The 24,554-nt window shown below is 62.9% G+C and carries 22 protein-coding genes; 13 read left to right on the top strand and 9 right to left on the bottom strand.

The window, feature by feature from the left end; genetic code table 11:
- Nucleotides 1-211: 211 nt before the first annotated feature.
- From GY769_14845 to GY769_14800, 10 genes are all read left to right on the top strand, one after another.
- The gene (locus GY769_14845; GenBank protein MCP4203198.1) at nt 212-676 is read left to right on the top strand and encodes a Rieske (2Fe-2S) protein; all 465 of its coding nucleotides are present in this window, start codon (nt 212-214) and stop codon (nt 674-676) included.
- Nucleotides 673-1,800, top strand: a complete 1,128-nt coding sequence (locus GY769_14840; GenBank protein MCP4203197.1) for a cytochrome bc complex cytochrome b subunit — start codon at nt 673-675, stop codon at nt 1,798-1,800. The genes GY769_14845 and GY769_14840 overlap by 4 nt, the downstream gene beginning before the upstream one ends.
- Nucleotides 1,797-3,008 (top strand): hypothetical protein, encoded by a 1,212-nt coding sequence (locus GY769_14835; GenBank protein MCP4203196.1) that lies wholly within the window; start codon nt 1,797-1,799, stop codon nt 3,006-3,008. The genes GY769_14840 and GY769_14835 overlap by 4 nt, the downstream gene beginning before the upstream one ends.
- Nucleotides 3,005-4,696 carry a hypothetical protein gene (locus GY769_14830; protein ID MCP4203195.1) on the top strand — a complete coding sequence of 564 codons (1,692 nt, stop codon included), beginning with the start codon at nt 3,005-3,007 and terminating at the stop codon, nt 4,694-4,696. Before GY769_14835 ends, GY769_14830 begins: the two co-directional genes overlap by 4 nt.
- Nucleotides 4,697-5,111: 415 nt before the next feature.
- Nucleotides 5,112-5,537 (top strand): cytochrome c3 family protein, encoded by a 426-nt coding sequence (locus tag GY769_14825; protein MCP4203194.1) that lies wholly within the window; start codon nt 5,112-5,114, stop codon nt 5,535-5,537.
- A gap of 33 nt (nt 5,538-5,570) precedes the next feature.
- Nucleotides 5,571-8,063, top strand: a complete 2,493-nt coding sequence (locus GY769_14820) for a molybdopterin-dependent oxidoreductase (GenBank protein MCP4203193.1) — start codon at nt 5,571-5,573, stop codon at nt 8,061-8,063.
- Nucleotides 8,063-8,746: a 4Fe-4S dicluster domain-containing protein gene (locus tag GY769_14815; protein ID MCP4203192.1), complete on the top strand. Its 684-nt coding sequence runs from the start codon at nt 8,063-8,065 to the stop codon at nt 8,744-8,746. The genes GY769_14820 and GY769_14815 overlap by 1 nt, the downstream gene beginning before the upstream one ends.
- Nucleotides 8,743-10,119, top strand: a complete 1,377-nt coding sequence (nrfD, locus tag GY769_14810; GenBank protein ID MCP4203191.1) for a polysulfide reductase NrfD — start codon at nt 8,743-8,745, stop codon at nt 10,117-10,119. Before GY769_14815 ends, nrfD (GY769_14810) begins: the two co-directional genes overlap by 4 nt.
- Nucleotides 10,116-10,412 carry a hypothetical protein gene (locus GY769_14805; GenBank protein MCP4203190.1) on the top strand — a complete coding sequence of 99 codons (297 nt, stop codon included), beginning with the start codon at nt 10,116-10,118 and terminating at the stop codon, nt 10,410-10,412. The genes nrfD (GY769_14810) and GY769_14805 overlap by 4 nt, the downstream gene beginning before the upstream one ends.
- Nucleotides 10,409-11,623 (top strand): c-type cytochrome, encoded by a 1,215-nt coding sequence (locus tag GY769_14800; protein MCP4203189.1) that lies wholly within the window; start codon nt 10,409-10,411, stop codon nt 11,621-11,623. Before GY769_14805 ends, GY769_14800 begins: the two co-directional genes overlap by 4 nt.
- Nucleotides 11,624-11,711: 88 nt before the next feature.
- On the opposite strand, the gene nrfD (GY769_14795) is transcribed toward GY769_14800, so the two are convergent.
- The 9 genes from nrfD (GY769_14795) to GY769_14755 all read right to left on the bottom strand — a co-directional run bounded on the left by nrfD (GY769_14795) (nt 11,712) and on the right by GY769_14755 (nt 21,878).
- Complete coding sequence (gene nrfD / locus GY769_14795; GenBank protein MCP4203188.1) at nt 11,712-12,932, bottom strand: polysulfide reductase NrfD; 1,221 nt, start codon at nt 12,930-12,932, stop codon at nt 11,712-11,714.
- A gap of 16 nt (nt 12,933-12,948) precedes the next feature.
- The gene (locus GY769_14790) at nt 12,949-13,734 is read right to left on the bottom strand and encodes a 4Fe-4S dicluster domain-containing protein (GenBank protein MCP4203187.1); all 786 of its coding nucleotides are present in this window, start codon (nt 13,732-13,734) and stop codon (nt 12,949-12,951) included.
- 2 nt (nt 13,735-13,736) lie between these two features.
- Complete coding sequence (locus GY769_14785) at nt 13,737-14,480, bottom strand: hypothetical protein (GenBank protein MCP4203186.1); 744 nt, start codon at nt 14,478-14,480, stop codon at nt 13,737-13,739.
- Nucleotides 14,481-14,706: 226 nt separating this feature from the next.
- Nucleotides 14,707-16,488 (bottom strand): hypothetical protein, encoded by a 1,782-nt coding sequence (locus GY769_14780; GenBank protein ID MCP4203185.1) that lies wholly within the window; start codon nt 16,486-16,488, stop codon nt 14,707-14,709.
- On the bottom strand, nt 16,485-17,561 hold the full coding sequence (locus GY769_14775; protein ID MCP4203184.1) for a cytochrome bc complex cytochrome b subunit: 1,077 nt from the start codon (nt 17,559-17,561) through the stop codon (nt 16,485-16,487). The genes GY769_14780 and GY769_14775 overlap by 4 nt, the downstream gene beginning before the upstream one ends.
- A 96-nt stretch (nt 17,562-17,657) precedes the next feature.
- Nucleotides 17,658-18,146 carry a ubiquinol-cytochrome c reductase iron-sulfur subunit gene (locus tag GY769_14770; GenBank protein MCP4203183.1) on the bottom strand — a complete coding sequence of 163 codons (489 nt, stop codon included), beginning with the start codon at nt 18,144-18,146 and terminating at the stop codon, nt 17,658-17,660.
- A 215-nt stretch (nt 18,147-18,361) separates the two neighbouring features.
- Nucleotides 18,362-19,174 (bottom strand): DUF1223 domain-containing protein, encoded by an 813-nt coding sequence (locus GY769_14765; protein ID MCP4203182.1) that lies wholly within the window; start codon nt 19,172-19,174, stop codon nt 18,362-18,364.
- Nucleotides 19,175-19,411: 237 nt separating this feature from the next.
- Nucleotides 19,412-21,097 carry a M3 family oligoendopeptidase gene (locus tag GY769_14760; GenBank protein MCP4203181.1) on the bottom strand — a complete coding sequence of 562 codons (1,686 nt, stop codon included), beginning with the start codon at nt 21,095-21,097 and terminating at the stop codon, nt 19,412-19,414.
- A 313-nt stretch (nt 21,098-21,410) separates the two neighbouring features.
- Nucleotides 21,411-21,878 carry a c-type cytochrome gene (locus GY769_14755; protein MCP4203180.1) on the bottom strand — a complete coding sequence of 156 codons (468 nt, stop codon included), beginning with the start codon at nt 21,876-21,878 and terminating at the stop codon, nt 21,411-21,413.
- A gap of 293 nt (nt 21,879-22,171) precedes the next feature.
- On the opposite strand from GY769_14755, the gene selD reads away from it, so the two are divergent.
- The 3 genes from selD to GY769_14740 all read left to right on the top strand — a co-directional run bounded on the left by selD (nt 22,172) and on the right by GY769_14740 (nt 24,290).
- Entirely contained in the window at nt 22,172-23,161 is a 990-nt protein-coding gene (gene selD / locus GY769_14750) for a selenide, water dikinase SelD (protein MCP4203179.1), read from the top strand.
- A gap of 121 nt (nt 23,162-23,282) precedes the next feature.
- Entirely contained in the window at nt 23,283-23,873 is a 591-nt protein-coding gene (locus GY769_14745) for a hypothetical protein (GenBank protein MCP4203178.1), read from the top strand.
- A 132-nt stretch (nt 23,874-24,005) separates the two neighbouring features.
- The gene (locus GY769_14740; GenBank protein ID MCP4203177.1) at nt 24,006-24,290 is read left to right on the top strand and encodes a hypothetical protein; all 285 of its coding nucleotides are present in this window, start codon (nt 24,006-24,008) and stop codon (nt 24,288-24,290) included.
- The last annotated feature ends 264 nt before the right edge of the window (nt 24,291-24,554 follow it).

Here is a 24,554-nt window from a genome sequence, read left to right as displayed (position 1 = left end):
GGCAACTCCTTTCGATCCATTTACGCGGGAATGCGTCGTTCACCGGCATTATCCTACGATCCACACTCCGCTCAAGTCGCCGCCCCTAGACTCCGGCTCTCCCCACCCAAACGGGTGGTTTTCGTTTGCCCTGTCGAGAGCTTGCCAAACGCTGATGAACCGGTGATGATCGAGGCACTTCCGGGAAGCTTCGATCGGAGGAATGCAGAGGATGTCTAGTAATCAGCCCTCAGGTAGTCAGTCCCCGGAAAGGCGCCGATTCCTTGTCTGGCTGGTAAGAGGTTTCGGGTCTCTTTGGGCGCTCGGAGCCGCCTGGGTCGCGGCGGCTTTCGTCCAACCGCCAAAGGGTGGACGGGGGCTGGGGGAGACGACCCTCGATGCGGGCACGACCGACTCACTGACAATAGGCCAAGGCCGTCTTGTGCGGCACGGCCGTCAGCCGGTATGGGTCGTTCGTACCGGTGAAGACGCCTATGTGGGTATGTCGGCCGTTTGTACTCATCTTCACTGCGTCCTCGACTGGGATCCGGAAAGACGCGTCATGGACTGTCCTTGCCACGCGGGCTCCTTCGACCTGAATGGCAATGTCCTCTCCGGTCCGGCGCCGGTACCGCTCGAGCGCTACGTGGTCGAGACCAGGATGGGCCGTCTGGTCGTCAACCTGCACCGGACATGAGCCAGACCACACAAAAGCTACTCGGGTGGCTCTCGACCCGACTCAACCTGACCGAGGTCTTTTCTCTCCTCACCAGTTACGGTTTGTTTTACACGGAGCTCGATCCGAGGAAGCCGCTCGCAGAAGCGCTCGAGGAGGCCCTGGAAAAGCCGGTTCCTTCTTACAGTCGATGGCCCAGGGTACTCGGTTTGGTCGTCCTGGTTCTGCTGGCGGTCGAGATCCTCACCGGCGGCCTGCTCGCGCTGTACTACCTGCCGACTCCACAAAGCGCGCACGCCAGCGTGGCGACCATCCTCCGGGACGTCGATTTCGGAGCCTTGATCTACCAGACACATTTCTGGGGCGCCCAGATGTTGATCGCGGTCTTGATCCTGCGACTGGTCCGTTTCTTTCTTCAACGGGTCTATCGCCGGCCGCGAGAGCTGGTCTGGGTCTTCGGCGTGCTCCTGCTCTTGGTTTCTCTGCACGCCGACTTGACCGGCAGGTTCCTACCTTGGACGACCTCCTCCTACTGGTCCACGGTGAGAGCGATCGAAGTTCTGGCGACGGTGCCCGTGATCAGCAACGGGATGCTTTTCTTCATCGGCACGGGAGGCTCTTTCATCTCTGATGTAGCACTTATACGCAGCTACATCCTTCACATCGCGGTGCTGCCCCTACTGGCCCTCGCCCTCGTCTACTTCCATTTCTCGACCGTGAGGCGCATCGGACTCAGCGGTGAGGAGAAGACGACCAGTATACCCGGCCGGCGAGCCGTTCGTGCTCATCTCGCCAGCTTGGCGATCATCTTCGTGCTCTTGCTCGGGGTCCTGATGACTTTCGCCGTGCTCGCGCCGCTCCCGTTCGAGAGCAAAGCGGACCCCTTTTCGACGCCTTCAGGTATCGGTCCCCCCTGGTATCTACTCGCCCCGTTCGGCCTGCTCGAGATGACCGCCGGATTCCTGCCCCGATGGATCGTCGGCTTGGCCATGCTGATGGCGACCGTGGCCGCGGTCGCCCTTCCGTTCCTGCACCGCCCGCGGCCCGAAGAAGCCGGAGGCCGGAGGCCGCTGGTTTGGGCGGCGGCCGCGATCATTGTGGTCTCATGGGTACTGCTGACCCTGTATGGAGCGAGTGTGGCATGAAGTCGAGCTTTGCCCCGGTCTTAATCCTCGCTGTGTGGACCGCGGCATCCGCGCCGGCCGAGGGTGCCGACGAGAAATGCGGCATCTGTCATCCCGAAAGTCGAGTCGAGCTCGCCCCCAGCGTGCATCGCGCCGAAGGCGTCACCTGCACGAGATGTCACGGTGGCAACGCTGAGTCGTTGGACGTCGGACCCGCGCATCGAAGCGGCTTTCGGCCCTTGACCGACCGTCTCGAGTCTCCGGCCAGTTGTGCGAAATGCCACTCGGATCTCGCCCAGATGCGCCCATACAACCTGCCGATAGACCAGTACGCCGTCTATCTGACCTCGCCGCACGGCAAGGCGGTCGCCGCCGGTGACGCGCGCGCCGCGGTGTGCAGCGACTGTCACGGTTTCCACGACGTACGCAAGGCGACCGACCCCTTGAGCCCGGTCAGCGCGGCCAATGTCACCGCAACCTGCTCTCGGTGTCATGCGGACGAGAGCCTGATGTCCCGATACGGGATCGATCACGGCGTGGTGGAAGAGTACCGCTCGAGCATCCACGCCCGAGTGCTGCTCGAGGATCGCAATCTGGCGGCGCCGGACTGCACGAGCTGTCACGGATCTCATGGACCGGCGCCGCCCGGCGTCGGTGACATCGACAAGATCTGCGGCTCGTGCCACGTGGAGACCCGGCTGGCCTTCCTGGACGGACCGCATGACCAGGCCATGTTCGACGCCGATCTGCCCGAGTGCGCGTCCTGTCACTCCAATCATGCTATTCGCCAGTTCGAGGTTGCCGAGATCGAGACCCTCTGCGCCGATTGCCATGGTGAAGGTTCCGACGAGGCGATTCTGGGCCGAAAATTCAGTAGCCTGATCCAGACCACCAGAGAAGAGCTGGCCAAAGCCGAAGCCCTGGTCGCGAGGGCACAGCGCGTTCCTTTGCCGGTCGAGGACCACCTGGGCCGAATCGAGGAGGGACAGACCTTCCTGACAGAAGCCTTTCCGCAGATTCATTCGGTTTCTCTGGACGCGGTCGAGCGCGTCACGCGCCGGGCGCGGAGTCTCGGCAGCGAAGTCCAGCACGAGCTCTACAAGCGGCTCGATCGGCGGGTAGCCCATGCCACACTGGCAGTGTTCTGGTTCTATCTTCTGATGACGGTCGCCATTCTCTGGCGTTACCGGCGAAAGCTCGTGGCCGTCGACGACGAAGAGAACGAATGAAGATCCGAGCGTTCGGAGCCACCGCCTACGTGGTGGGACTCACCATCGGACTCGTTGTGGTCGCAAGCTACGGCGCGATGGAGGCGAGCGGAACGCCCGCCTTCTGCGGCTCCTGCCACGTCATGGACCCCTACTATCAGTCCTGGAAGACATCGTCACACGCCGACATCGCCTGCGTGGATTGCCACATCTCCCCCGGCATCACCGCCGAGCTGCGCAAGAAGTACGAGGCTCTGTCGATGGTGACTCGCTACTTCACCGGTACCTACGGCACCAATCCCTGGACCGAAGTCGATGACGCCGCATGTCTCGAGTGCCATGAGCGACGGCTGCTGGTCGGGCGCGAGCTCTACGGCAGCGTGATCTTCGACCACGGACCACACCTGACCGAGCTTCGCCGCGGCAAGCGGCTGCGCTGCACTTCCTGTCATTCCCAGATCGTCCAGGGAAGCCACATCACGGTCACCGGCACCTCCTGCATCCTCTGCCACTTCAAGAATCAGGAGCCCGGGACCGGAACGGCCGAGTGCACACTCTGCCATCAGACCCCGGACCACACCGTCGACGCGAACGGTCTCCAATTCGATCACGGAGACGTAGCCCGCTTCGGCATGGCCTGCGAGTCCTGTCATACACCGGCAGCGGCGAGCTCCGGCGGTGTTCCACGCGAACGATGTCTCACCTGTCACAACGATCCCGAGCGACTCGAACGCTACGAAGAGGGCGATCTGCTCCACCAGACTCACGTCACGGACCACAAAGTCGAGTGCACCAACTGCCACCTCGAGATCGAGCACGTGGCTCCTCGCCATATGGAGGCGGTCCGGACCGAGTGCGAAGCCTGCCACGGCGGCGGCCACTCCCCCCAGCGCAGCCTCTATGCCGGTATCGGCGGCAAGGGTGTGCCGCCCATGCCCGACGTGATGTATCAGGCCGGAGTGCGCTGTGAGGGCTGCCACCTGCAGCACGAAGGCGGGACGCGCACCGCAGGGGATGTAGCCTGCATGAGTTGTCACGGACCCCGTTACCGAACGCTCTTCGAAGACTGGAAGGTCACGGTGCGCGAGAGAGCTGCAGCGGCCCGGCGCCAACTGGAGGCTACGTCAAGGCTGCTGGGGAAGCAGACGTCGACAGTCCTCGCCGACGCCAGACACAATCTCGAGCTCGTCGAGCGTGGCAGCGGTATTCACAACGTGAAGTACAGCCTCGCGCTTCTCCAGGCGGTGCACCGCCAGCAAAACGAGGCCAGGGGACTGATCGGACGGAGTGAGCTCTCGCCGCCCTGGCCTGCGCCGCCCTATGAGACACCGTGCATGGAGTGCCACGCTGGGGCGGAAACCCGGACTCGCAACGTCTGGGGCAAGTCGTTCTCGCATACGCGGCACGTCATGCGCCAGGGCCTGGACTGCGAGACCTGCCACCGCAGCCACGATGAACGTGAATCCACCGGCGAACAACATCTCCGGCTGAACCAGTCCGACTGTATGAGCTGCCATCACGGCGACGACGCCCGCGATTGTATGAGCTGCCATAGCGCGGTTCGCGACCGGACCTTCGCCGTCGAGTTCGGCGATTTCAGCCATGCCGCCCATGTCGACGACATGGAGATCGGCTGCAGCGATTGCCACGGCACGGCGCCGCGGATCTCGGCCAAAGCCGACCGCACACTTTGCGCCGACTGTCACTAGCCCTCCTCTGACAGGGGCGCCACCCTCGATCACCGGGGCCCCAAGCAACGGCCGAAACCGCTACAGGCAGGTTCTGGGAGTCAGACCGTTCACTACCCAAAGAGGCGGGTCGCACCACCTACAAACGGCCCAGTGGGGCCGTGCCCTCGGGTATTTTCCACCGAAAGGCATTTTGACTAGCCTCTTGCCAGCCCAAGTGGCATCAGAAACTGAAGGTTCCGAAGACCCGCCGTAGCGGGTAAGACCCGAGCATGACAACACGACCGGTAGCGACCAGGCCCTGCGCTGGTACCGGTGACAAGGTTGCCTTCAACCGATGGTGAATCGGAGGACAGTCGCCCTTGCAGGGATCGTCGTGCTGGTCGCAGCGGGGGGACTGTTAGCTCTGTCTCCAAGGTCGCCGCTTTACGGCGGTTTGCCCGTTCGACAACCGCTCGCTTTCAATCACAACGTCCACGTCGAGGAGCTCGGATTCGAGTGTTTGGACTGCCATCTCTATGCGATGACCTCCGAGCGCGCCACCATACCCAACATAGAGAACTGCGCCGACTGTCACGAAGAGGCGCAGACCGAATCTCCCGAAGAAGCGAAGCTGGTGGAGTACATCGCGGCCGGCGAGCGGGTTCCGTGGCGCAAGGTGTACCGCGTTCCAGAGCACGTTTATTTTTCTCACCGGCGGCACGCCGCGATCGCCGCGATCGAGTGCGAGGTCTGTCATGGGCCGGTAAACGAGCAGGTGAAACCCATTCGCCGGCCGCATTGGCGGCCGACGATGGACAACTGCATCGAATGTCACGAGGAATCGGGTGCATCGAACGACTGTGTCCACTGTCACTATTGAGCGGCCGGCATCGACCGACCTAGATCACAAGGGATGATTCTCGAGCGGCGCGAATTCCTGAAGCTTCTGGGCGGTTCGGTGGGCACCGTATCCCTGGGCTCCTGCGGGCGCTTTCTGGTCCCTGACCGGATGGTCGAACTGGCTCTTCGGGGGCCCGGAATCGAACGCCAGCTCAACACGATCTGCGGCCTCTGTGAGGGCGGGTGCGGAATCACCGTCCGACTGGTGGACGATCTGCCTGTGGGAATCAAGGGCAATCGCAGGCATCCGCTCAACCGCGGTGGTCTGTGCCCGGTCGGGCAGGCCGGCCTCGAAGTTCTCTACGCGCCCGACCGGCTGCAGGGACCGCTCCGCCGCCAACCCGACGGGAGTTTCCAGCCGACCGGCTGGGACGAAGCGCTGAGCGAGATCGCCGCTCGCCTGGGCAAGCTCGAGAGCTCTGGCGACGGGCACAAGGTCGCTTTTCTGAACGGCGATCCGGGCCAACTGTTTCAGGATCTCGCTCGGCGCTTCACCCGGGCGCTGGGCTCGTCGAACATCACTCACCGATCGGGCGACGCGGCGTTGGTGTACAAGCTGGCCCAGGGAATAGACCAAATTCCCGGATTCGATCTCGCCAACTCCGATCTGGTGCTGGCGGTTGGGCTGGATTTGTTCGAGGGCGGCGCGGCTCCGCTTCACACCATCAACGCAATGGTGGGCTCTCGAGAACCGACGAACCGGGCGAGCTCGATTCACATCGGCTCGCGGCTCTCACCGAGCGCTACCAAGGCGGAGGAGCGGTTGGCTGTCGCCCCCGGAACTCACGCCGCGGCGGTCCTGGGCATCGCGCACGTTCTGGTGCGCGAAGGGCGCTACGATGGACGGTTCGTCGACGAGCATACGTTCGGTTTCAACGACTGGACCGACGATCGCGGCAAGAGACGGCTCGGGTTCCGCCGGCTCTTGCTCGAGCAGTACTATCCGGATCGCGCGGCACAACTGAGTAGCTCAGATCCGCGCGGCATCATCCGTGTTGCCAGACGCCTCGCTCGCGCCGAGCGGCCAGTAGTGGTCTGTGGCGGCGAGTCTGTCTCGGGCACCAATGCCACTTCGACCGCTCTGGCGGCCCATTCGCTCAACGCGCTGCTCGGCGCTTTCGACCGACCGGGAGGAGTCGTACTGCCGTCGCCGGTTCCGCTCGCGCCCCTCGCACCGACCGAACCGATCAATGGAGACGGAGGCGAAGAGCGCGCCGGCATCTTCACCCCCGCCGCAGACTCCACCAGTCTTGGCATCGATCCGGTCGAAGCTCTGGTCGGTTCTGAAGATCTGGAGGTGCTGTTCGTGTCCGGCACCAACCCCGTCTACGACAGCCCGGCCGGCGGCGAGCTGAGAAAGGCGCTCGAACGCATCCCGTTGGTGGTTGCATTCTCCTCATTCAGGGACGAAACCGCGGCAGCAGCCGATGTCGTGCTGCCTGCGAGCCTGTCTCTCGAAACCTGGCGGGAGTCGATCACGCCCGAAGGCGTGGGGTTCAGCGTTCTAGGAGTCAGTCAGCCTGTTACGCCGCCGCTGTTTGACAGCCGCCACCCGGGTGACGCCTTGCTCGAACTGGCGCGTCGTGTAGGAGGCAGACTCGCAACGACACTGCCCTGGTCCAATTACGAGGTCTATCTCAAGAAGCGCCTCGAAGGACTTCGAACCTCCGGACAGGGCTCGGTCATCTCCGGCTCGTTCGAGGAGTCCTGGGTCCACTTTCTGGAAGAACGGGGCTGGCGTTTTCTGGAAAGCGGCGATCGGGAGGCATTTTGGCAGAGCTTGGCGCGCAAGGGCGGCTGGTGGAATCCGGTCCTGGCGCGGGGCGACTGGAATCGGATGTTTCGCACCTCTACCGGGCGCTATGAGTTCTTTTCGCTGGCGTTCGAGCGCCATCTGGATGAGATCGGGCGGTTGGCGGGCGAGTCCTCACCCGAGCAAGCACTGCGCCGGGGTGTCGAGGCCCTCGGCCTGGAGGTCGAGGCCAGCGCCGACGAAGCGTGCCTGCCGCATTTCGAGCCGCCCAGGTTTGCCGCCGCGGGCAGTTCGAGCGACGCCTTGACGTTGGTGCCATTTCGACCGATGACCGGCCGCGGCGACATGGGCGTGGCTTCGCCGATGCTGCTCGAGATGTACGGCTATCCGGTGCTCTCGGGATGGCAGACCTGGGTCGAGCTGGCACCCGAAACGGCGCATGAGCTCCATCTCGAAGAAGGCGATCGGGTGACGCTTCAAGCCGAGACCGCTGCTCCCGAGCCGCCAGTCGAAGCAGTCGTCAAGATCGAGCCGGGTGCCGTGGCGGGCGTTGCTCATGTGCCCTCCGGCCTGGGCAGGCGGGGCCTCGGCGGCTTGGCGGACGATGTCGGCGCCAACCCGACAGAGATCCTGGCGGCGGTCCCCGATCCGGTTTCCGGCGCGCTGGCCACGGTCTCGACACGGGTGCGGGCGACTCTGGTCAAGAAGCGCGGGCGTGGCGGTGTGCGGCCGCTCACCGGAGGTCACGGCTGATGGCTCGCTGGGGCATGGCAATCGACCTCGACCGTTGCACCGGTTGCGGAAACTGCATGGCCGCGTGCCACCAGGAGAACAACCTGACGGCTGTCGGGCCCGAAGAGACGGATCAGAGTCGAGCCTTTCATTGGATTCGCTTACTGCGCGAAGTCTCGGGGTCGGAGGCTCACGCCGCGGTGCGCTACAAGCCCGCACTCTGCGTGCAGTGTGACGATCCTCCTTGCGTCAAGGTCTGTCCGGTGCACGCGACCTATCTGAGCGAGGAGGGTATCGTCGGCCAGATCTACAGCCGCTGTATCGGTTGCCGCTATTGCATGGCGGCCTGTCCCTACAACGCCAAGGTCTTCAATTGGTACGAGCCTGAATGGCCGGGCGAGTTGAAGCGGAAGGCCAACCCCGATGTCTCGTTTCGCTCGCACGGCGTGGTCGAGAAATGCACCTTCTGTCACCATCGCGTGAATCACGCCCGCGAGCAGGCTCGCGCCGAGGACCGCGAGCTTCGCGACGGCGAGGTCGTTCCCGCCTGCGCGGAGAGCTGCCCGGCGCGGGCCATCGTGCTTGGAAACCTGGACGATCCCGAGAGCACTGTCAGCACCTTGGCGCGCAGTCCGCGCGCATTTCGGCCCCACGAGGACCTCGGCACGAGGCCCAAGGTCTTCTACCTCGAGGAGCAGGAATGAGCTCCGAGCGCGCCAAAGTACGGCCAAGCACCTCACACGATCTTTCCGAGCAAGACATCGACGCCCTGCTGCGTTCGGTCGAGCAGCCCGGTAGCGCTTTTCGGGTGGTAACGACTTTGCTCATTCTGATCATCTTGGGCTGCTGGGTTCTCTTCAGCCGCCAGATTCTGCGCGGCCTGGGCGTGACTGGTCTTAACCAGCCTGTGGGATGGGGTTTCTATATCGTCAATTTCGTGTTCTTCATCGGCATCAGCCACGCCGGTACGCTGATCTCGGCGATTCTGAGGCTCTCGAACGCCGAGTGGCGCCGCCCCATCACACGTATGGCCGAAGTGATTACCGTCGTGGTGCTCGCGATCGGTGCCTTCCACCCGGTTCTGGACCTCGGTCGCCCGGATCGCATGCTCAACATCTTCACGGCAGGCCGCCTGCAATCCCCGCTGCTTTGGGACGTGAGCTCGATCTCCGCCTATTTCATGGCATCGACCGTTTATCTCTATATGCCCATGATTCCCGACATCGCCTTGCTGCGCGACCGCGGCGCGAGGCCGCGCTGGCTCTATTCCTTCCTGGCCTGGAACTGGCAGAACACGCCGCGCCAGCGGGAAGTGTTGGAGCGCGCAGTCAACATCATGATGATCCTGGTGATTCCGATCGCGGTCTCGGTGCACACGGTCATCTCCTACATTTTCGCCATGACTCTGCAACCGGGATGGCATTCGACCATCTTTGGTCCCTATTTCGTGGTCGGCGCGATCTTCTCCGGCATTGCCGCCTTGATGGTCCTGATGATCGTTCTGAGAAGGGTCTTCCACCTTGAACGGTACTTGAAGGAGATTCACTTCTCCCACCTGTCTAAGCTGCTGCTGGTCATGTCGCTGCTCTGGTTCTACTTCACCTTTTCTGAGTACTTGACCGCGTTCTTCGGGAATGAGCCGGCCGAAATGCGAGTCTTCTTCTACAAGTTCACCGGACCGTACGCCACTCTCTTCTGGGGCATGGTGGTGTGCAATTTCTTGATTCCTGTGGTTCTGCTGAGCTTCCGGCGCACACGAACCATTCCCGGAATCATGGTGGCGTCGATTGCTATCGTGATCGGCATGTGGCTCGAGCGGCTCAATATCGTGGTGCCGTCGCTGGCCAATCCCCGGCTGGCCTACCCCAGTGGCTTCTATGTTCCCAGTCTTGTCGAGTGGGCCATGTTCGTGGGCGGGCTCGCGACCTTTGCCCTCGGGTTCGTCCTTTTCGCTCGGCTGTTTCCGCTCATCTCGGTCTGGGAGCTGCGAGAAGGCCAGGAGATAGCGGTAGCTGAGACCGCTGAGCGCGTCGAGAGCTACCTGCCGGACCCGGTGCCGAAAGGAGAGACGGCGTGACCGAAACCAAATTTCGGCAGACACCGCCCTGGATCGTCGCGTGTCAAGTCGCGTCGGTCGCCGCGATCTGGATCTTTGTCGTTGGGATCAGCGTCTGGATCATCCATTTGATGCGTCTCTCCCAAGCCTTGCACGACGTACCGTCGGCGTCGGTCGGCATTTCGATCGTCGCCATCCCCGTGTTTCTGACTGGCGCGTCGGTCTTGACCTATGTCTTCGTTGGATTGCGCCGTGGTGCCTCCTCGGCGGCCGATAGCACCGACAGGAAAGAAAAAGGACCTGGCCCGGAATGAGGCTTCTGAGTGCCGATGGTTGGCTCGTTCTGCTGTGCGCTCTCGCACTCGTCGGAGCAAGTCCTTCAGATTCCGGTGCTGCGCTCCCTGACGATCCACTCGAAGGGCGGCTGCTCTTCGAAAACCGGAACTGCGTTCAATGCCACGGCATCGCCGGCAACACTCCTGGGGTGGGGCCCGATCTCGGGCATGAGGCCTTCGGCGGCAGCCTTCTCGATCTCGGAGCGGCGCTGTGGAACCACGTTCCCGGGATGAGCGTCAGCTTCGAGGACGCCAAGCTCCCGTGGCCCGAACTGTCGCAAACGGAAGTGGTCGAACTGACCTCTTTCCTCTACTTCATCGAGTATCTGGGCCAGCCCGGCGATGCCACAGCGGGAAGGGCCACCTTCAGGGTACAAGGCTGCCAGGAATGTCACGAGCTCTCGGGCTTCGGCGGCCGAGGCGGTTTGGGCCCAGACTTGGACGGGCTCGAGAGCTTCGCCTCCCCGCTCTTTGTCGCCCAGGCGATCTGGAACCACGGCCCGGAGATGTTCGAGACCATCCGCACGGCAGGCATGGCCGTGCCAAGCTTCGGTGAGGGGGATCTGGCTGATTTGAGCGCTTACTTTCGCCAGGCCACGGCCGAGGGGCCTGCGGAGCGTACCTTGCTGGCTCCGGGCAATCCAAATCACGGCAGAGAACTGTTCCGAAGCAGAGGCTGCGCGCTTTGCCACGGCAGGAATGCGACTGGAGGCGGCGACGGACCTGACCTGACGCGCGCGGACCTACATCGCTCGGCGGAGACGATCGCGGGCTTGATGTGGAATCACGCTTCGGTGATGAGCGAGATGATGCTCAGCCGTGGCGTCGGCTGGCCGAGTTTTTCGACAGCCGAACTGGCCGACCTGATCGCGTACCTTTACTTCCTGCCGTTCGCCGACCGGCCCGGTGACCCCGTGCGCGGCGAAGATGCTTTTTCCGCCAGGTCGTGCGCCGAATGTCACGGCGGCGGCGCGGCCTCGGCGCACCAAGGATCCGATCTCGCCGGTACCGCGGCGAGCCGGTCGCCGGCCGCCTTCATCGCGGCCCTGTGGAGTCATGCGCCGGTGATGAAGGAAGCGATCCTCGGCGAGGGCAAGCTCTGGCCCGAGCTCTCAGGTGAGGATCTGCGCAACCTGCTGGCGTATCTTCAGCGAACCCGAGAGGCCGAATCCGAGCAACGAAGCCCCTGAAGGACCGCTTTCGAAACCCTCGCTTTCCCGTGGCGGGGCATGCTCTAGCGGCTGGGGCTCTCGCTCCGGGAGCTTGACGTCCGCAAGGTCAATCCGCGCTAGCGGTCGAGACCGCAGCGTCTTCCGAGAGCGCGAGCGAAGCCTCCTCCCACGGCGGCAGCACCTTGATCAAGATGTAGAGAATGACGAACGGCAGAATGAGAAGACCGATGCAAGTGAACAGGCCCTCAATGCCCCCCAGCTCGAGCTTGTAGACGGTCAACCCGCGGAGGCTCTTCGAGAAGAGCTGTCCTCCGATCACTACGTTCCAGCGCGTGCCGAAGATTCCGACCTGCACCAGCAACGCGCCAATAAAGTAGGCGACCCGCTTGAGCTCGGTCGGAAGCCGTGAAAAACGAGAATAGGCGAGGATGAGCAGCGGAGCGATAGTACCGATGAGAATCTGAACGATTGTCAAGCTGAGGTAGAGCTTGCTGACGATCAATTCCGAGAGGATCCCGATCGACTCTTCCGACTCGTACAGCCGATGAATAAAGTCCAAGATCTCCAACGAGAAATCCACGATCAGCGCGTACAGCAGGAAGGAGGCCAGTTTGTCGAGACAGGCCATCTCCGGCTGCTTGCGGCGAAACAGCGTCGTCACGTAATAGATCAGGAGAACCAACGAAATCCCCGACACGATGGCCGAGAACAGAAACACGATGGGCATCAGCACGCTGCTCCACCACGGATTCGCCTTGACCGATCCGAAGATGAAACCGACATAGCCGTGCAGCAAGAAGGCAGACGGGATGCCGATCAAGGTGATCGTGTGCACGGCCTTCTTGTCGAACTCGACGGCCTCCGGCGACAGATCCCGCGAGCCCAGCGTGATCACCCAGTAGAGGAACTTCTTGAACCTTCCCGCCTTCCGCCCCCACTTGACCAGATCGGCTCGGTAGTCGAACCAGATCTCCAACAACAAAACGAGCATCAGATACCAGGCATACACGAACCCGAACATGGCCATTGCCGACTTGAAGTGCGGGGTGAGGAAGATCTCGAACGAGCGCTCCGGGTGACCGAGATGGGCGAGGAGAGGCAACGGCGCCACCAGTAGGAAGGCCAGGGCCGTAAGCAACGCCAGCCGGTAGGTAGGCTCGAGCTCCTTCACCTTGAAGACCTTCTCCAGCGAAGCCAGGATGAAGGCCCCCGCCACCAAGCCGGTAATGTACGGATAGAGCACCACCAGCAGCCCCCAATGGAGCTCGATCTCGTTGGGATAGATGAACCCCGAGATCTGCTCGACGGCCGACTCCAGGCGCTCCAGATGCTGCTCCACGCGACTACCTCACCTCTCCGTCCAACTTCGAATAGAAGACCTTGGGCTCGGTATTGAGAGCGGGCTTCAGAACCTGAAGCGAGCTCATCCTCATCAACCGCCGCAGCGGGCTGGCCAACGCGTTGAGCTCGCCGAAAATCCTGGCCCCCGTCGGGCAGACCTCGACACAGGCCGGCAACAGTCCCTGCGTGATGCGGTGATAGCAGAAGGTGCACTTGTCCGCGGTGTTGGTCCGTGGATCGAGGTAGCGGGCGCCGTAGGGACAGGCCTGGATACAGTAGCGGCAGCCGATGCAGTAGTCGCTGTCCACCAGCACGACCCCGTCGTCGGTCTTGAATGTCGCCCCCACCGGACATACCTGTACGCATGGCGGGTTGTCGCACTGATTACAGAGCTTGGGAACGAAGAAAGAGCGCAACACGTCACTCTCTCCCTCGTGCAGGGGAAAGCCCCGAATGCCTCCCTCGGGGCTGTCTACCGACACGTCACCGTCGTTGTGGATGACGTAGCGCTCCACCCAGGTGCGAAAGTAATAGGGCTCCCGGGGGACGTCGTTCTCGGCCTTGCAGGCTTCGACGCACTTGCCGCAACCGATGCATTTGTCGACCTGGATCCCCATGCCGAAGTAGTGCTCCGAGGTTTCCGAGCCGCTCTGACTGGCTGCGGCGGCATCGGAGCCAAGGGCCAGCGGTCCCAAAACGGTGACCACCGCCGCCGAGCACGGAAGTTGAAGCGTTCTGACCAGGAACTCTCGCCGCGGAAACTTTCGCTCGTCGTTTTGTCCGGCCATCCTTAGCTCTCCGGGTGATGGGGGTAGTGGCACTGCCAACACAGGTAGCGCTCGCCGTGATCGCGCAGATCGACGCGTGGAATGTCGGCCGGGCTGTCGGCGCTCTCCGAATGACAACTGCCGCAGAACTCCCTCGCCGTCGGCTTCCTGGGCAGAAAGGAGCGCGGCTCCTCGCGGTGCTCGGCCTGTGCGTCGTGGCAGGTCTCGCACTCGAGCGTCAAGTGATGAGACACCGCCTTGGTCCTGGCGATCTGGGCGTGGCACGCCGAGCACGATTCCGGCACCTCTGGCGGCGTGGGATCGTGCGGGTCGTGACAGCCGATGCAGGGCTGGAGAGGGTTGTGTAGGCGTTCGATGATCTGCGGAAAACCGGTGGGACGCGGCGATAGGTATTCGTGACATGAAAGACACTCGGCGCCGCGCTCGCGGGGGATCAGCGGTGTCTGGGATTCGAAATCCTCGGCGTGCGCGGCCGCGGGGCCGTGGCACACTTCGCACGAAACGGTCCGGTGGAAGGATCCGCTCTTGGCTTCACCTTCGCCGTCGTGGCACTCGACGCAAATCTGTGAGCCCGCATATCGAATCGGCTGCGCGGCAACCACGTCGACCGCGTCGGCCCGGTAGTGTCCCGTCTCGCCGAACGACGCCGGCACGAAGCGGCCCCTCACCACCACCAACACCGCCACCGCCGCCACGAGCACAACGGCTAAACGAATAACCTGATCAGGAATGCGCCAGATCTTCAATGCAAGTCCCCAGACTCAGACCGAACTGCGCGATGTCGCCTGCATCATGCGCCGTAGCAAAGTCCGCCGCCAACAACCGAGAGGGCGGGACCGAAAGGCCTTTCGGACTACCCGATCGGGTAGTTTCCCGCGTCACTGCTGCACGACGCAGTACGCCTTGCGTACGATTTCATGCCCAATCAGGCGGCGGTTCGCTCCCGGGAGAGCCTCCTCTGAGACGGCCGACCTAGGCTTCCGACGTCTCGAACGAGGCTCTTTCGCGCCTCGAGAGCTCTCGGATCTTGAGGCCCAGAGCTATGAGGGTTGCGACGATCGCGACCAGGGAAAGGGCTAGCCAGTGTCGCCTTGCTTGGATCTCCTCCTGAGCTTCGAGGCCCAAGTCGATCGCCGTACGCGCGTGCTCCAGACCCTTTGCGTGAGTCGAGAGAAAGTCGCTACCTTCGGCCGCGGTGAAACCGTGAACCTGGACCTCGAGGCCGATCTCGGAGTCGACTGCCTGATCCACCTCGAGCTGGGCGTCGCGCACCTCGACACCACCTCGATGGGCTCGCAGCACGACTCGCTCGGCTCTTCCAATCATCGCCGTAAGCTCGCTCATCCGATCCAGCAGGTCGATGCCGGTAACCGCTCCCGGCGTTGCGTCGCTGACCAAGGCGCCGGTGACGTGGCAAGTGCTACAGCGTGTAATCGGTGTCCGAACTTCTTCTCCGGTATTCGGATCGTCATGGGTGTAGTAGGTCTTGCCGATTCGGAATTTGTCGAACAGACGACTGAACTCAGGCCGTAGCAGCGGACGGCCTTCCTCGTCTACCTCGCCGGACACGGAGTGCGGCTCGAGACCGCGAGCTCGGTCGACCAGCCAGTCAAAACGGGCTTCGCCCTCGAGATTCGCCGCCGTCGCTTCGCTAAAGAGCTCTTCAAGAACCTCCGAGTAGTTTCGCGCCGACACTTCCGGCTCCGCGGCCTCGTCTCCCAGGTCAACCGAACCCTCATGGCAGAATACACAGGGTGTCTCCGGTAGCTCTCCGAACATAGCGACCGTGGGCCGTACGGTACCGTGGTTTTCGTGGCAGGACGTGCACTCGCCGAAGTGTCGAATGCCGGTGACCCAGGCCTGTGGCTCGGGCGGCTCGTGGCACGCCGGACAGCCTTCCTCGCCGGCCTCGGCCAGGTATTCGTTATGGAGCGCGAAGCCATCGTGCTTCGAGCTGCTGCGGAAGAGATCGGCCTCGCGGCCGTGACACTGACCACAGACGACGGCCACTGAGTCGAGACCCGGGGGCACGGCGCCGTGGTTGCCGTGGCAGTCGTTGCAGGTCGGCGCGGACAGATCCTCCCGTTCCAACATCGCTTTCGCGTGGACGCTTTGCTGCCAGCGGGCACTCTGGTCGATCGGAAGTGGGCGACCGTCGGGGAGCAAGTAGCCGCTCATTTTCTCCGCATCCGCGTGGCACGAGGCGCAGGTGTCGGCAACGTTGGTCGGATAGACCGGTGACTCCGGATCTCCGACGCGGACGATGCCGTGAACGCCGTGGCAATCGGTGCAGATCGCGACGTTGACGTCCCCCTCCGCCAGCCTCTGTCCGTGTCTGCTTGTCCGGTACTCCCCAACCTGGCCGACTTGAGCATCCAGCCAGATGAACCGCTTCATGTAGGAAGGGCTCGAGTGGCAACTGCCACAGAAGTCGGGTGCCTCCATCCGGTCCGGCTTGCCACGATACGGGTTCAGACCGAACTCCTCGTCCTTGGCCTCGAACATGTCGTCGGCAACCGACATCGCCGGATTGCCTCCGTGGCAGTCGTGACACGAAAGACCGACTTTGGCGTGAACGTCGTTGCGGAAGCTCTCCAGGATCGCGAGGGTCTCGGCCTCGAACAAGTCTGCGTCGCCGTGGCAGGTCGTGCACGATGTGGCGCGTATCTCAACGCCGTTGACCGGCGCGGAACCAATAAAAGCGATCGCCGCAACCAGTAGTCCAGGGCGTACCGAAGCCCGAAAGCACCTCATGATTCGGGCTCCCTCTTGGCACGCTGGGTGCCCCAGCGCAGGACGTAGACCAGGGCCACGGTCGCAGCGACCACCAGAATCGGCGCCCACGACCGGTAGCCCCACGCGGTCATGCCCACCATGTAGGTCACCGCCACAACCCCGACGACGGTGAATGCCCGACTGTGCCCGGTGCGCTCGATTCCCCTGTCGAGAAACGGTACCAGCACCATCAGCAGTCCACCCAGCGAGAAGAGAAGGATCGGGATTGCCTCGTACTCGACTCCGAAGATCTCGCCGCCCGGAACGAACTTCAGGGTCTCGAACATGAACATGAAGTACCACTCGGGGCGGATGTCCTTATAGGCGGGCGCGAAGGGGTCGGCCTTCTCGCCCAATTCCCACGGAAACAGGGCTGCGATCGCGACCAGGACCCCGAGCGCGAGAATCCAGCCAAAAAGATCGCGGAGCGCAAAGTTCGGAAAGAACTTCATCGGACGGCGGCGTGAGGCTTCTTCCTCGGCCCGCGGCGGCACGCTCATGCCTTGAATCTGGACCAGCAGAAGGTGCACACCCAGGAGTATCGTCAGGAAAGCGGGCAGGATCGCGACATGCCAGCCGTAGAAGCGCGACAGCGTCCCGCCCGTGACCCGATCGCCGCCGCGCAAGAATCGTAACGTCCATTCCCCCACGACCGGCACCGCTCCCGCGATGTCGGTGCCCACCTTGGTGGCGAAGAAGGCGAGCTTGTTCCAAGGTAGGAGATAACCCGAGAAGCCGAACGCCAGAGCCAGGAAAAGCAGGATGCAGCCGGTGATCCAGGTGATCTCGCGTGGTTTGCGATAGCCCTTGGAGAAATAGACGGTGACCAGATGGAGAAAGGCGAAGAAGACCATCAGATTGGCTGACCAGGAGTGAAGCGAGCGGATCAGCCAACCGAACGGTACGACCGTCATGATGAACTCGACCGACTCGAAAGCCTCCGCGGCCGACGGCCGGTAGTAGAGCATCAACATGATGCCGGTTAGAAGCTGAACGATCAGGAAGAACAGGGTCATGCCGCCGAAGTAGTAGATGACCGAATAACGGTGCATCGGCACCGTCTTGTGCGAGGCAAACTCGGTCGCCGTCGAGACGGGTACCCGATTCTCGATCCAGGTACGCACCTTGCCGACGAGGTTACTCACCGATCATGCCCTCGAAACCACGATGTGCTCGGGCTCGCCAACGGCTTTGACCACGAGATCGACCTTGAAGGATTCGAGCGGCCTCGGCGGTGGGCCGGCCACCTGCTGGCCGCTCAGGTTGTACTCGCCGTTGTGGCAGTTGCACCAGATTCGCTTCTTGTCCTTGTGGTACTCGACGATGCAATCGAGGTGCGTACAGGTGGCCGCGAAAGCGCGAAAATCACCCTCCCCACCACGGATCAAGATCACCGGCTCTGCCCCAAAGCGAAGAATCTTGTAGCCAATCTCGAGCAATTCCGGGTCGTTGATAGGACCCGCCTCGACTTGGTTCATCGAGGCTTCGGGGATCTCCGGGGGGCTGACAAAGCGCAGCACCGGATAGGCCACGGAGGCGAACAGAGCACCTATCGACGTGCCCAGAAACCAGTTGATGAAGCCTCTGCGTCCCGGGTCGGCTGGTGAGTCGCCGTGCGGCACTTGGCTTGTTCCCATTCAGTGTCTCCCTAGCTCTTTCGTGACCCGGGGCGCGACGCTCTCGGACGTGATCAGTGAGACTGCGGGTGCATTCTCCAGAAAGGCTCCGAGCCACAACACCGTCCAAAAGGGTAGCCGAGCCTTCATGATGGATGCGCAAGTATAACCGTCGTGCTCAGCCGACCCAATCAGGGGCAGCTCCTGCGCCCCGTGCGCCAGCTCGGCGAGCCCGGTTACAGCACGTCTGCAAGGCCGTACTCGGCCGCGGCCTGAATCCGGAATGCCTCGGCATCCTGTAGAAAGGCCACTACGCTCAGTTTCTTCCGGCGCCATCCTTCGTCGAGTGCGATCTCGACCGAACCCTCTGCTCCCGTCCCGATCAGCTCGAGCTCAGGAACTGCCTCCAGTCGCCGGACGACCCGATCATTGTGCAGCGTCTTGGAGGCGTTCTCACCCCGGCCGACTTCCGTCACGAGATCGCTTTCGACGACCGCGATCCAGGCTGCAAGGCTCTCAGAGACGACTTCGCCGTCGACCTGAGCGGTGGTGACGGAAACTCGAAGACGGCTCTTCGAAATCAGCTCTGCCGAAACGCCGATCGTCGCAGCCGATCGCTCGTTGCGGGCCATCTCGAGCAGGCGCGAAATGTCGCGCCGGTCAGAGCCGACGCCTTCCCAGCGGCCGTTGACCACCATCTGCGGTGTGTAGACGCGGCTGCCTCCGAAAACCCTCGCGTAGCGTCGCTGCCGACTCGACCAGACGTCGGATGAGAGAGGATCCGTCCAACCGATATAGTTCCAGTAGTCGACGTGGAACGACAGCGGGATGATCTCGAGGTCCTCTCGCGCGGCTAGCTCGCTCAGGTAGCGATCCGCGGATGGACAGCTCGAACAGCCCTGGGAAGTGAAGAGCTCTACGACGATGGCGCCGTTCTGCAACGCCGGCGGGTCGGGCAAAGCGCCGCCGGAACCCGGCGCGATGACCAAGAGGGTGCCGACGAGCAGCAGGCCGGTTGCCGGCACTCGCACCGCCCGTATCGCTCGCACAGTTCTCACCGTCCTGGTCACGGCACCGGACACTCACCACGGGCGAGCTGAGCCAGAAACGAGAACACCACGGCCGCGGTCGCGAGGAAAGACACGAGATAACGGACTGTCGGTCTCATCCGGTGGATTCTAGCCTCAAGAAAAAGGCCGGGCCCTGGAGGCCCGGCCCTGCGACTACAGCAGATACGTTCTTGACCGGAAGCGTGTCAAGGCATCCGGACTAGAGGACACGGCAGGCTAAAGCGCCTCGAGCTCGTCGACCAGGCCCTCGACCACATCGAAACCGCCCTGCCAAAAGCTCGGATCGGTCATTTCGACCCCGGCTTCGGCCAGGATTTCGGCGGGCCGGGAGGCGCCACCCCAGGCCAGGAGCCGCAAGTAGCCAGGCACGAAGGAAGCGCCTTGCTCGCGAAACCTCCGATAGAGAGCCAGCACCAGGAGCTGCCCGAAGCTGTAGGCATAACAGTAGAACGGCGTGTGGTAGATGTGCGGAATCGAAACCCACTCGCGCGAGAATTCCTGTGGCACCTCGACGGCGTCGCCGAACTGCTCTTCGAGCAGTCCTAGGTAGATCTCATTGAGCTTCTCCGGAGGCTCCCCTGCCAGGATCGCCGCATGCGCGCGCTGTTCGAAACGGACGAAATAGGCCTGGCGCATCACGGTGGCGTAGATGTCGTCCAGCGACAAGGCCAGGAGCTCGCGGCGAACGCCTTGAGCAGTCTCGCTCGCCAGCAGCCGGTCGACAAGCAGCCGCTCCGCGAACACCGACGCGGTCTCCGCGAGCGGCAGCGAGGGATGCTGGGTGAGAACCGAGTGGTCCTCGGCGAGCATCGAGTGCACCGCATGTCCAAGCTCGTGCGCCAGCGTCGCTACATCGCGGACCTTGCCGGTGTAATTGAGCTGCACCCAGGGTGTCTGTGTCGGCAGTACGGTCGCACAGAAGGCGCCGCCCTTCTTGCCTTTGCGGATCTCGCTGTCAATGTGATCGTCGTCGAAGACCCGACGCGCAAGAGCCGCGAGCCGGGGCTCGAACTCTTCAAAGGTGGACAGCACCAGCTCGACGGCTTCCGAATAGGGGGTCGATTTGTCGGTGCCGATCAGCGGCGCATAAAGATCAAACCGGGACAGACGCTCTTGTCCCAGCTCCCGAGCTTTCCAGCGGAAATAACGCTGAAAGAGCGGCGCGTTGCGAGCGCAGGTGTCGAGGAGGGCTTCAACTGCCTCATCCGGCACGTCGTTGTCGACGTTGCGAACCGAGATCGGAGTCGAAAAGCCCCGCAGACTCACATTCTCGGCATGCCAGTCGAGCACTCGACTGACGTAGATTTGCCCGAGCACCTTGGCCTCGCCTTCGAAGACTCGGAGCATCTCGCGGTAGGCCGCCGCCCGAAGGTCGGCAGCCGGGGAGTAGACATAGGCCTGTAGCTCATCGCGAGTAAGCGATCTCGCCTCGCCATCGACTTCGAGCTCGAAGGCCAGCCGGTTGGTGAGCATCGAGTAGATCGTGAGCACGGCCGAGATGCCGTTGGTGTCCTTGAGGTTGACGATCTGCTCGGAGCGTTCTTCGAGCATGAAGGGCTTGGTCCGGCGCAGGTCTTCGAGGAAGTGGCGAAAATCCGCGTGCTCCAACTGTCCCGGCTGAAGCTCTCGCGCGGTCACCTCGTCGAGCCCTTTCCACCACAGGAGGAAGAAAAGCACCCGGTTGTGAAAGTCGACCAGCGCCCGATCGATGCGGTTCTTGAAGGTGAGTGCTGCCTCGGATTGGGTGTCCTCCGAGAACCAAAGAGACCCGTAGGCCGAGGGCGGATAAGACGCTTCGGTCAGCTTCTCGAAGGTCTCGAGCACTTTGAGAACGCGCTCTCGTGAAGGTTCTCTTTCGAGCTCGACACGGGCCTCACCAATCGATTCGACGAGACTCTCCATCTCCGCAAGCCGCGCCGAGATCGTTCCTTGGGCTGCATCCGGCAGCAACTCGCTCAAATCCCAGGATCTCTGCGCGTAGCTCTGGCTCTTCAGCACGTCACTCAATCTGTCTTCCTTCGTTCGGAGGGCGCCCCTGGGCAGCGGCCCGGGAGCGAGCAGGTGTTTCGCAGCCGAGTCTAGGTGACCTGCCGGAAGACACCAAAGAGCACGGCTCCGGGCCGGCCGTCCCCGGAGAACGCGCTCGGATCTTTGAAAAGGGCTGCGACGCTCGAAGCGCCGCAGCCCTGGGTTGTTCCAGTCGAAGGCGTCTCCGTTAGTCCTCTTCGACCTGAATCGACTTCAAATACTCGGTCAGATTGAAGATCTGCTGCTTCGCGAAGGCCTCACGACGGTAGGGCTTGAAGTCGGGGCGAACATCGCCCAACACCCTGCCCCAGACCGGCATCTCGACGCTGCCGTGAGCCACGATCTTGCCGCCGCCCTGGATGCTCTTTTCGACACCCTCGGTCGGAAACTCACCGTCATTGTCGAGCGCAAGTCGGGTCAGGTCCGGAACCGGCATCGCCAACGCCGGCGCGGCCGGACCGTTGCCGGTCGCATCCATACCGTGACAACTCGCGCAGAGCTGCCCATAGAGCTCCTCGCCGTCGCTCAACGCCGCCTGGGTCCAGGTCACCGGCGCCTGCCGGATCTCGACCTCTTCCGATGCCGCCGTCGATGCGAATGAAAAGACCAGCGCCAGAGGAAGCACCGCACCGATCAAGAAAGGAAACCGTTTCATATCTCGTCCTCCACGTTCTTGGCCAATGTCGGGCCTCGAAGCCGATCGCTGCGAGTGCTACAGGCACTGGCCAAACTCAGCGTACTCTACCGCGTCGAGAGCGGAACGTCCGCCAAGGTGGGAGTCGCGCCTACCCTGCCAGGGGGCGGTGAGATCCGGCCCTGGGAGGGCGGAGGCTGCCCGACCTCCGGCTTGAGACCCCATGGTCTATGATCTCCTGCCGAGGAGCAATGAACGACCGCAACCGCATTCGACTCACCAGCCTGACGTCCTGCGCCGGCTGAGCCAGCAAACTGGGCGCCGGGGCCCTGGCGCAGGTTCTGCGCCCACTGCAGGAACTTGCGGAGGCAGCCGCTTCCGACAAGGTACTCGTGGGCCTCGAACTCGCGGACGACGCCGCCGCCTATCAAGTAAGTGACGATCTGGCGGTCGTTTTGACACTCGATTTCTTCACCCCAATCGTGGATGACCCCTATGCCTACGGAGCGATCGCCGCAGCCAACAGCCTGAGCGATATCTACGCGATGGGAGCCCGGCCGGTGCTGGCGCTGAACGTCGCCGCCATGCCCAAGAGTCTGCCGCTCGACATCGTCAACGAGATCTTCCGAGGCGGCGCCGAGAAGGCACAGGAAGCGGGAATCGCGGTCGCCGGCGGCCACACCGTCCGCGATGAAGAGCCTAAGTACGGCCTGGTTGTGTTGGGTACGATTCACCCGAGTCGGCTCAAAACCAAGGGCGGCGCGAAAGCAAGCGATCGCCTTTTCTTGAGCAAGCCGCTGGGCACGGGCGTGGTGACGACGGCTCTCATGCAGAATCGAGCCGGCGAGGTCGAGGTCGAGGCTGCGACCCGGAGCATGCTGGAACTCAACCGAGCCGCGGCCGAGCTGGCCCAAGAGCTGGGCGCCACCGCTCTCACCGACGTCACGGGTTTCGGCCTGCTCGGACATCTGAGCGAAATGGCCAAGTCCGGGAGCGTCGGCTTCGAGCTCGCCTATTCCAGACTGCCGTGGCTGCCGGGCGCGGAGGAGTTAGCCCGGGCCGAGATCTTTCCCGGAGGGGCCCATGACAACCAAACGCACTTCGGGGACGCGGTGAGCTTCGACGACTCGCTCGAGGGCTGGCGCCGGACGCTCTGTTTCAGCCCCGAAACTTCCGGCGGCCTGCTCATGACCCTGTCCCCGGAAAAGGCGCAGTCGGCTGTCGAATCAGCCGAGAGGCTAGGTGTTTCAGTGCACGAGATCGGCCGAGTGCTAGCACAACCAGGACTTCGAATCCTGGCCTAGCGTCATCCTGGCACTCCCGCCCTTCGAGGCGGGCCAGCCGGCCACCTCACGGGGTGTTGCCGCACCGCGTCGAACTTGTGAAGATTTTCACAAGACGCGGCTGTCGAGTCTGGACCGCCAGGTGACCGAGTCCAAGCTCGACTTCAACCGCCGATTGGGGAAGAAAAAGGGCAGCGTCCGGCTCTTCTGGGAATACGAGGAGGTAGACCGCGACCACCTCGAAGTTGCCCCCGGAGAGATGGCCTCGACCACCAACATTCTGGGGGCCTCTTGGAGAGCCCGTCCGAAGAAGGGTCTCAAGACCTATGTCTCGGTCGAGCACGGCGAAACCGACAACGCCTTCGCCCTGGTCGATGGCGCCTTCTCGACACTCACTTCACCGGCCGTGCCCAATCCCTTCGATCCAAACGGAGCTCAGTACTACGAATTTCACGATGCTCGAATCGCCGACACCACGGCCTCTCCGGCCTCGTGGGACGAAGTCAAGCTGCGAGCGAACTGCCTGGCCGGCAGCACGAGCTTCACCAGTTCCTATCGCTACTGGGACGGTGACAACGACGACGGCGACCTGACCGACTGGTCGCGCACCGTGCAGGCGCTCACCTTGACTCTCTGGGGAGCTCCGGCGCCAAAGTGGGAATGGCATACGGCCTACGCCTGGAACAGCACAGAGCTAGGTACTCCTGCGAGTATTCCGCTCTTTGATGGCTGAGCGGGCACGATTCTGTCGGGCCAGTTTGGCTCCGATCGTGCCCTGCTCGAATACGAAACCACGCTCAACACGATTCTGGGAGGTATCCGCTTCAAGCCCAACGAAGACTTCGAGCTGTCGCTCGACGCCGCATTGAATACGGCCGAGGCGTCTCTCGATCCATTCAGTTTCCCCGAAGGTGAGGCCTTTGCGGCGAGTCGGCCCAACCAGTGGTACGACTTCACCCGCACCCACACCTTCTCGGACCTGGACACTACGTTCCAGGAGGTCGCGCTGAAAGCCAAGTACCGCGTCAACGAACGCACTTACCTTACCGGCGGCTATCGCTACCTCGACTACGAGGACGATGCCCCGTATCTCTACGACACCTCGGGCTCGGTCGACTTCTACAGCCTGGGAATCGGCTGGCTGTTCTAATCATCACCGCTCGCCCACGTGTTCAGCGCGATCGAAGGGTGGCTCCTTACCGGGGGTCACCCTTCATTTTCTTATCCGGCTGCTCTGGCAGGGAGAGCGGCGGCACCGCTTAGGGAACCTCGCCCGGCCGAGGTCCAGGACGTATCGATACAGGGCCCGGTGAGGGCTCGATGGGCTGTGGCTGCTGCCGGCGCCGGGGGTTTCAGCGCCGGCAGGGCCAAAGGGGCCCAGGGGCCGTGGGGCAAGAAGGGGCAATGCGAGGTG

The organism is bacterium (assembly GCA_024224155.1).
GTDB lineage: Bacteria > Acidobacteriota > Thermoanaerobaculia > Multivoradales > JAHEKO01 > CALZIK01.
Note: the sequence above shows the minus strand (reverse complement) of the source record. Positions and strands in the feature narration are given on the sequence as shown.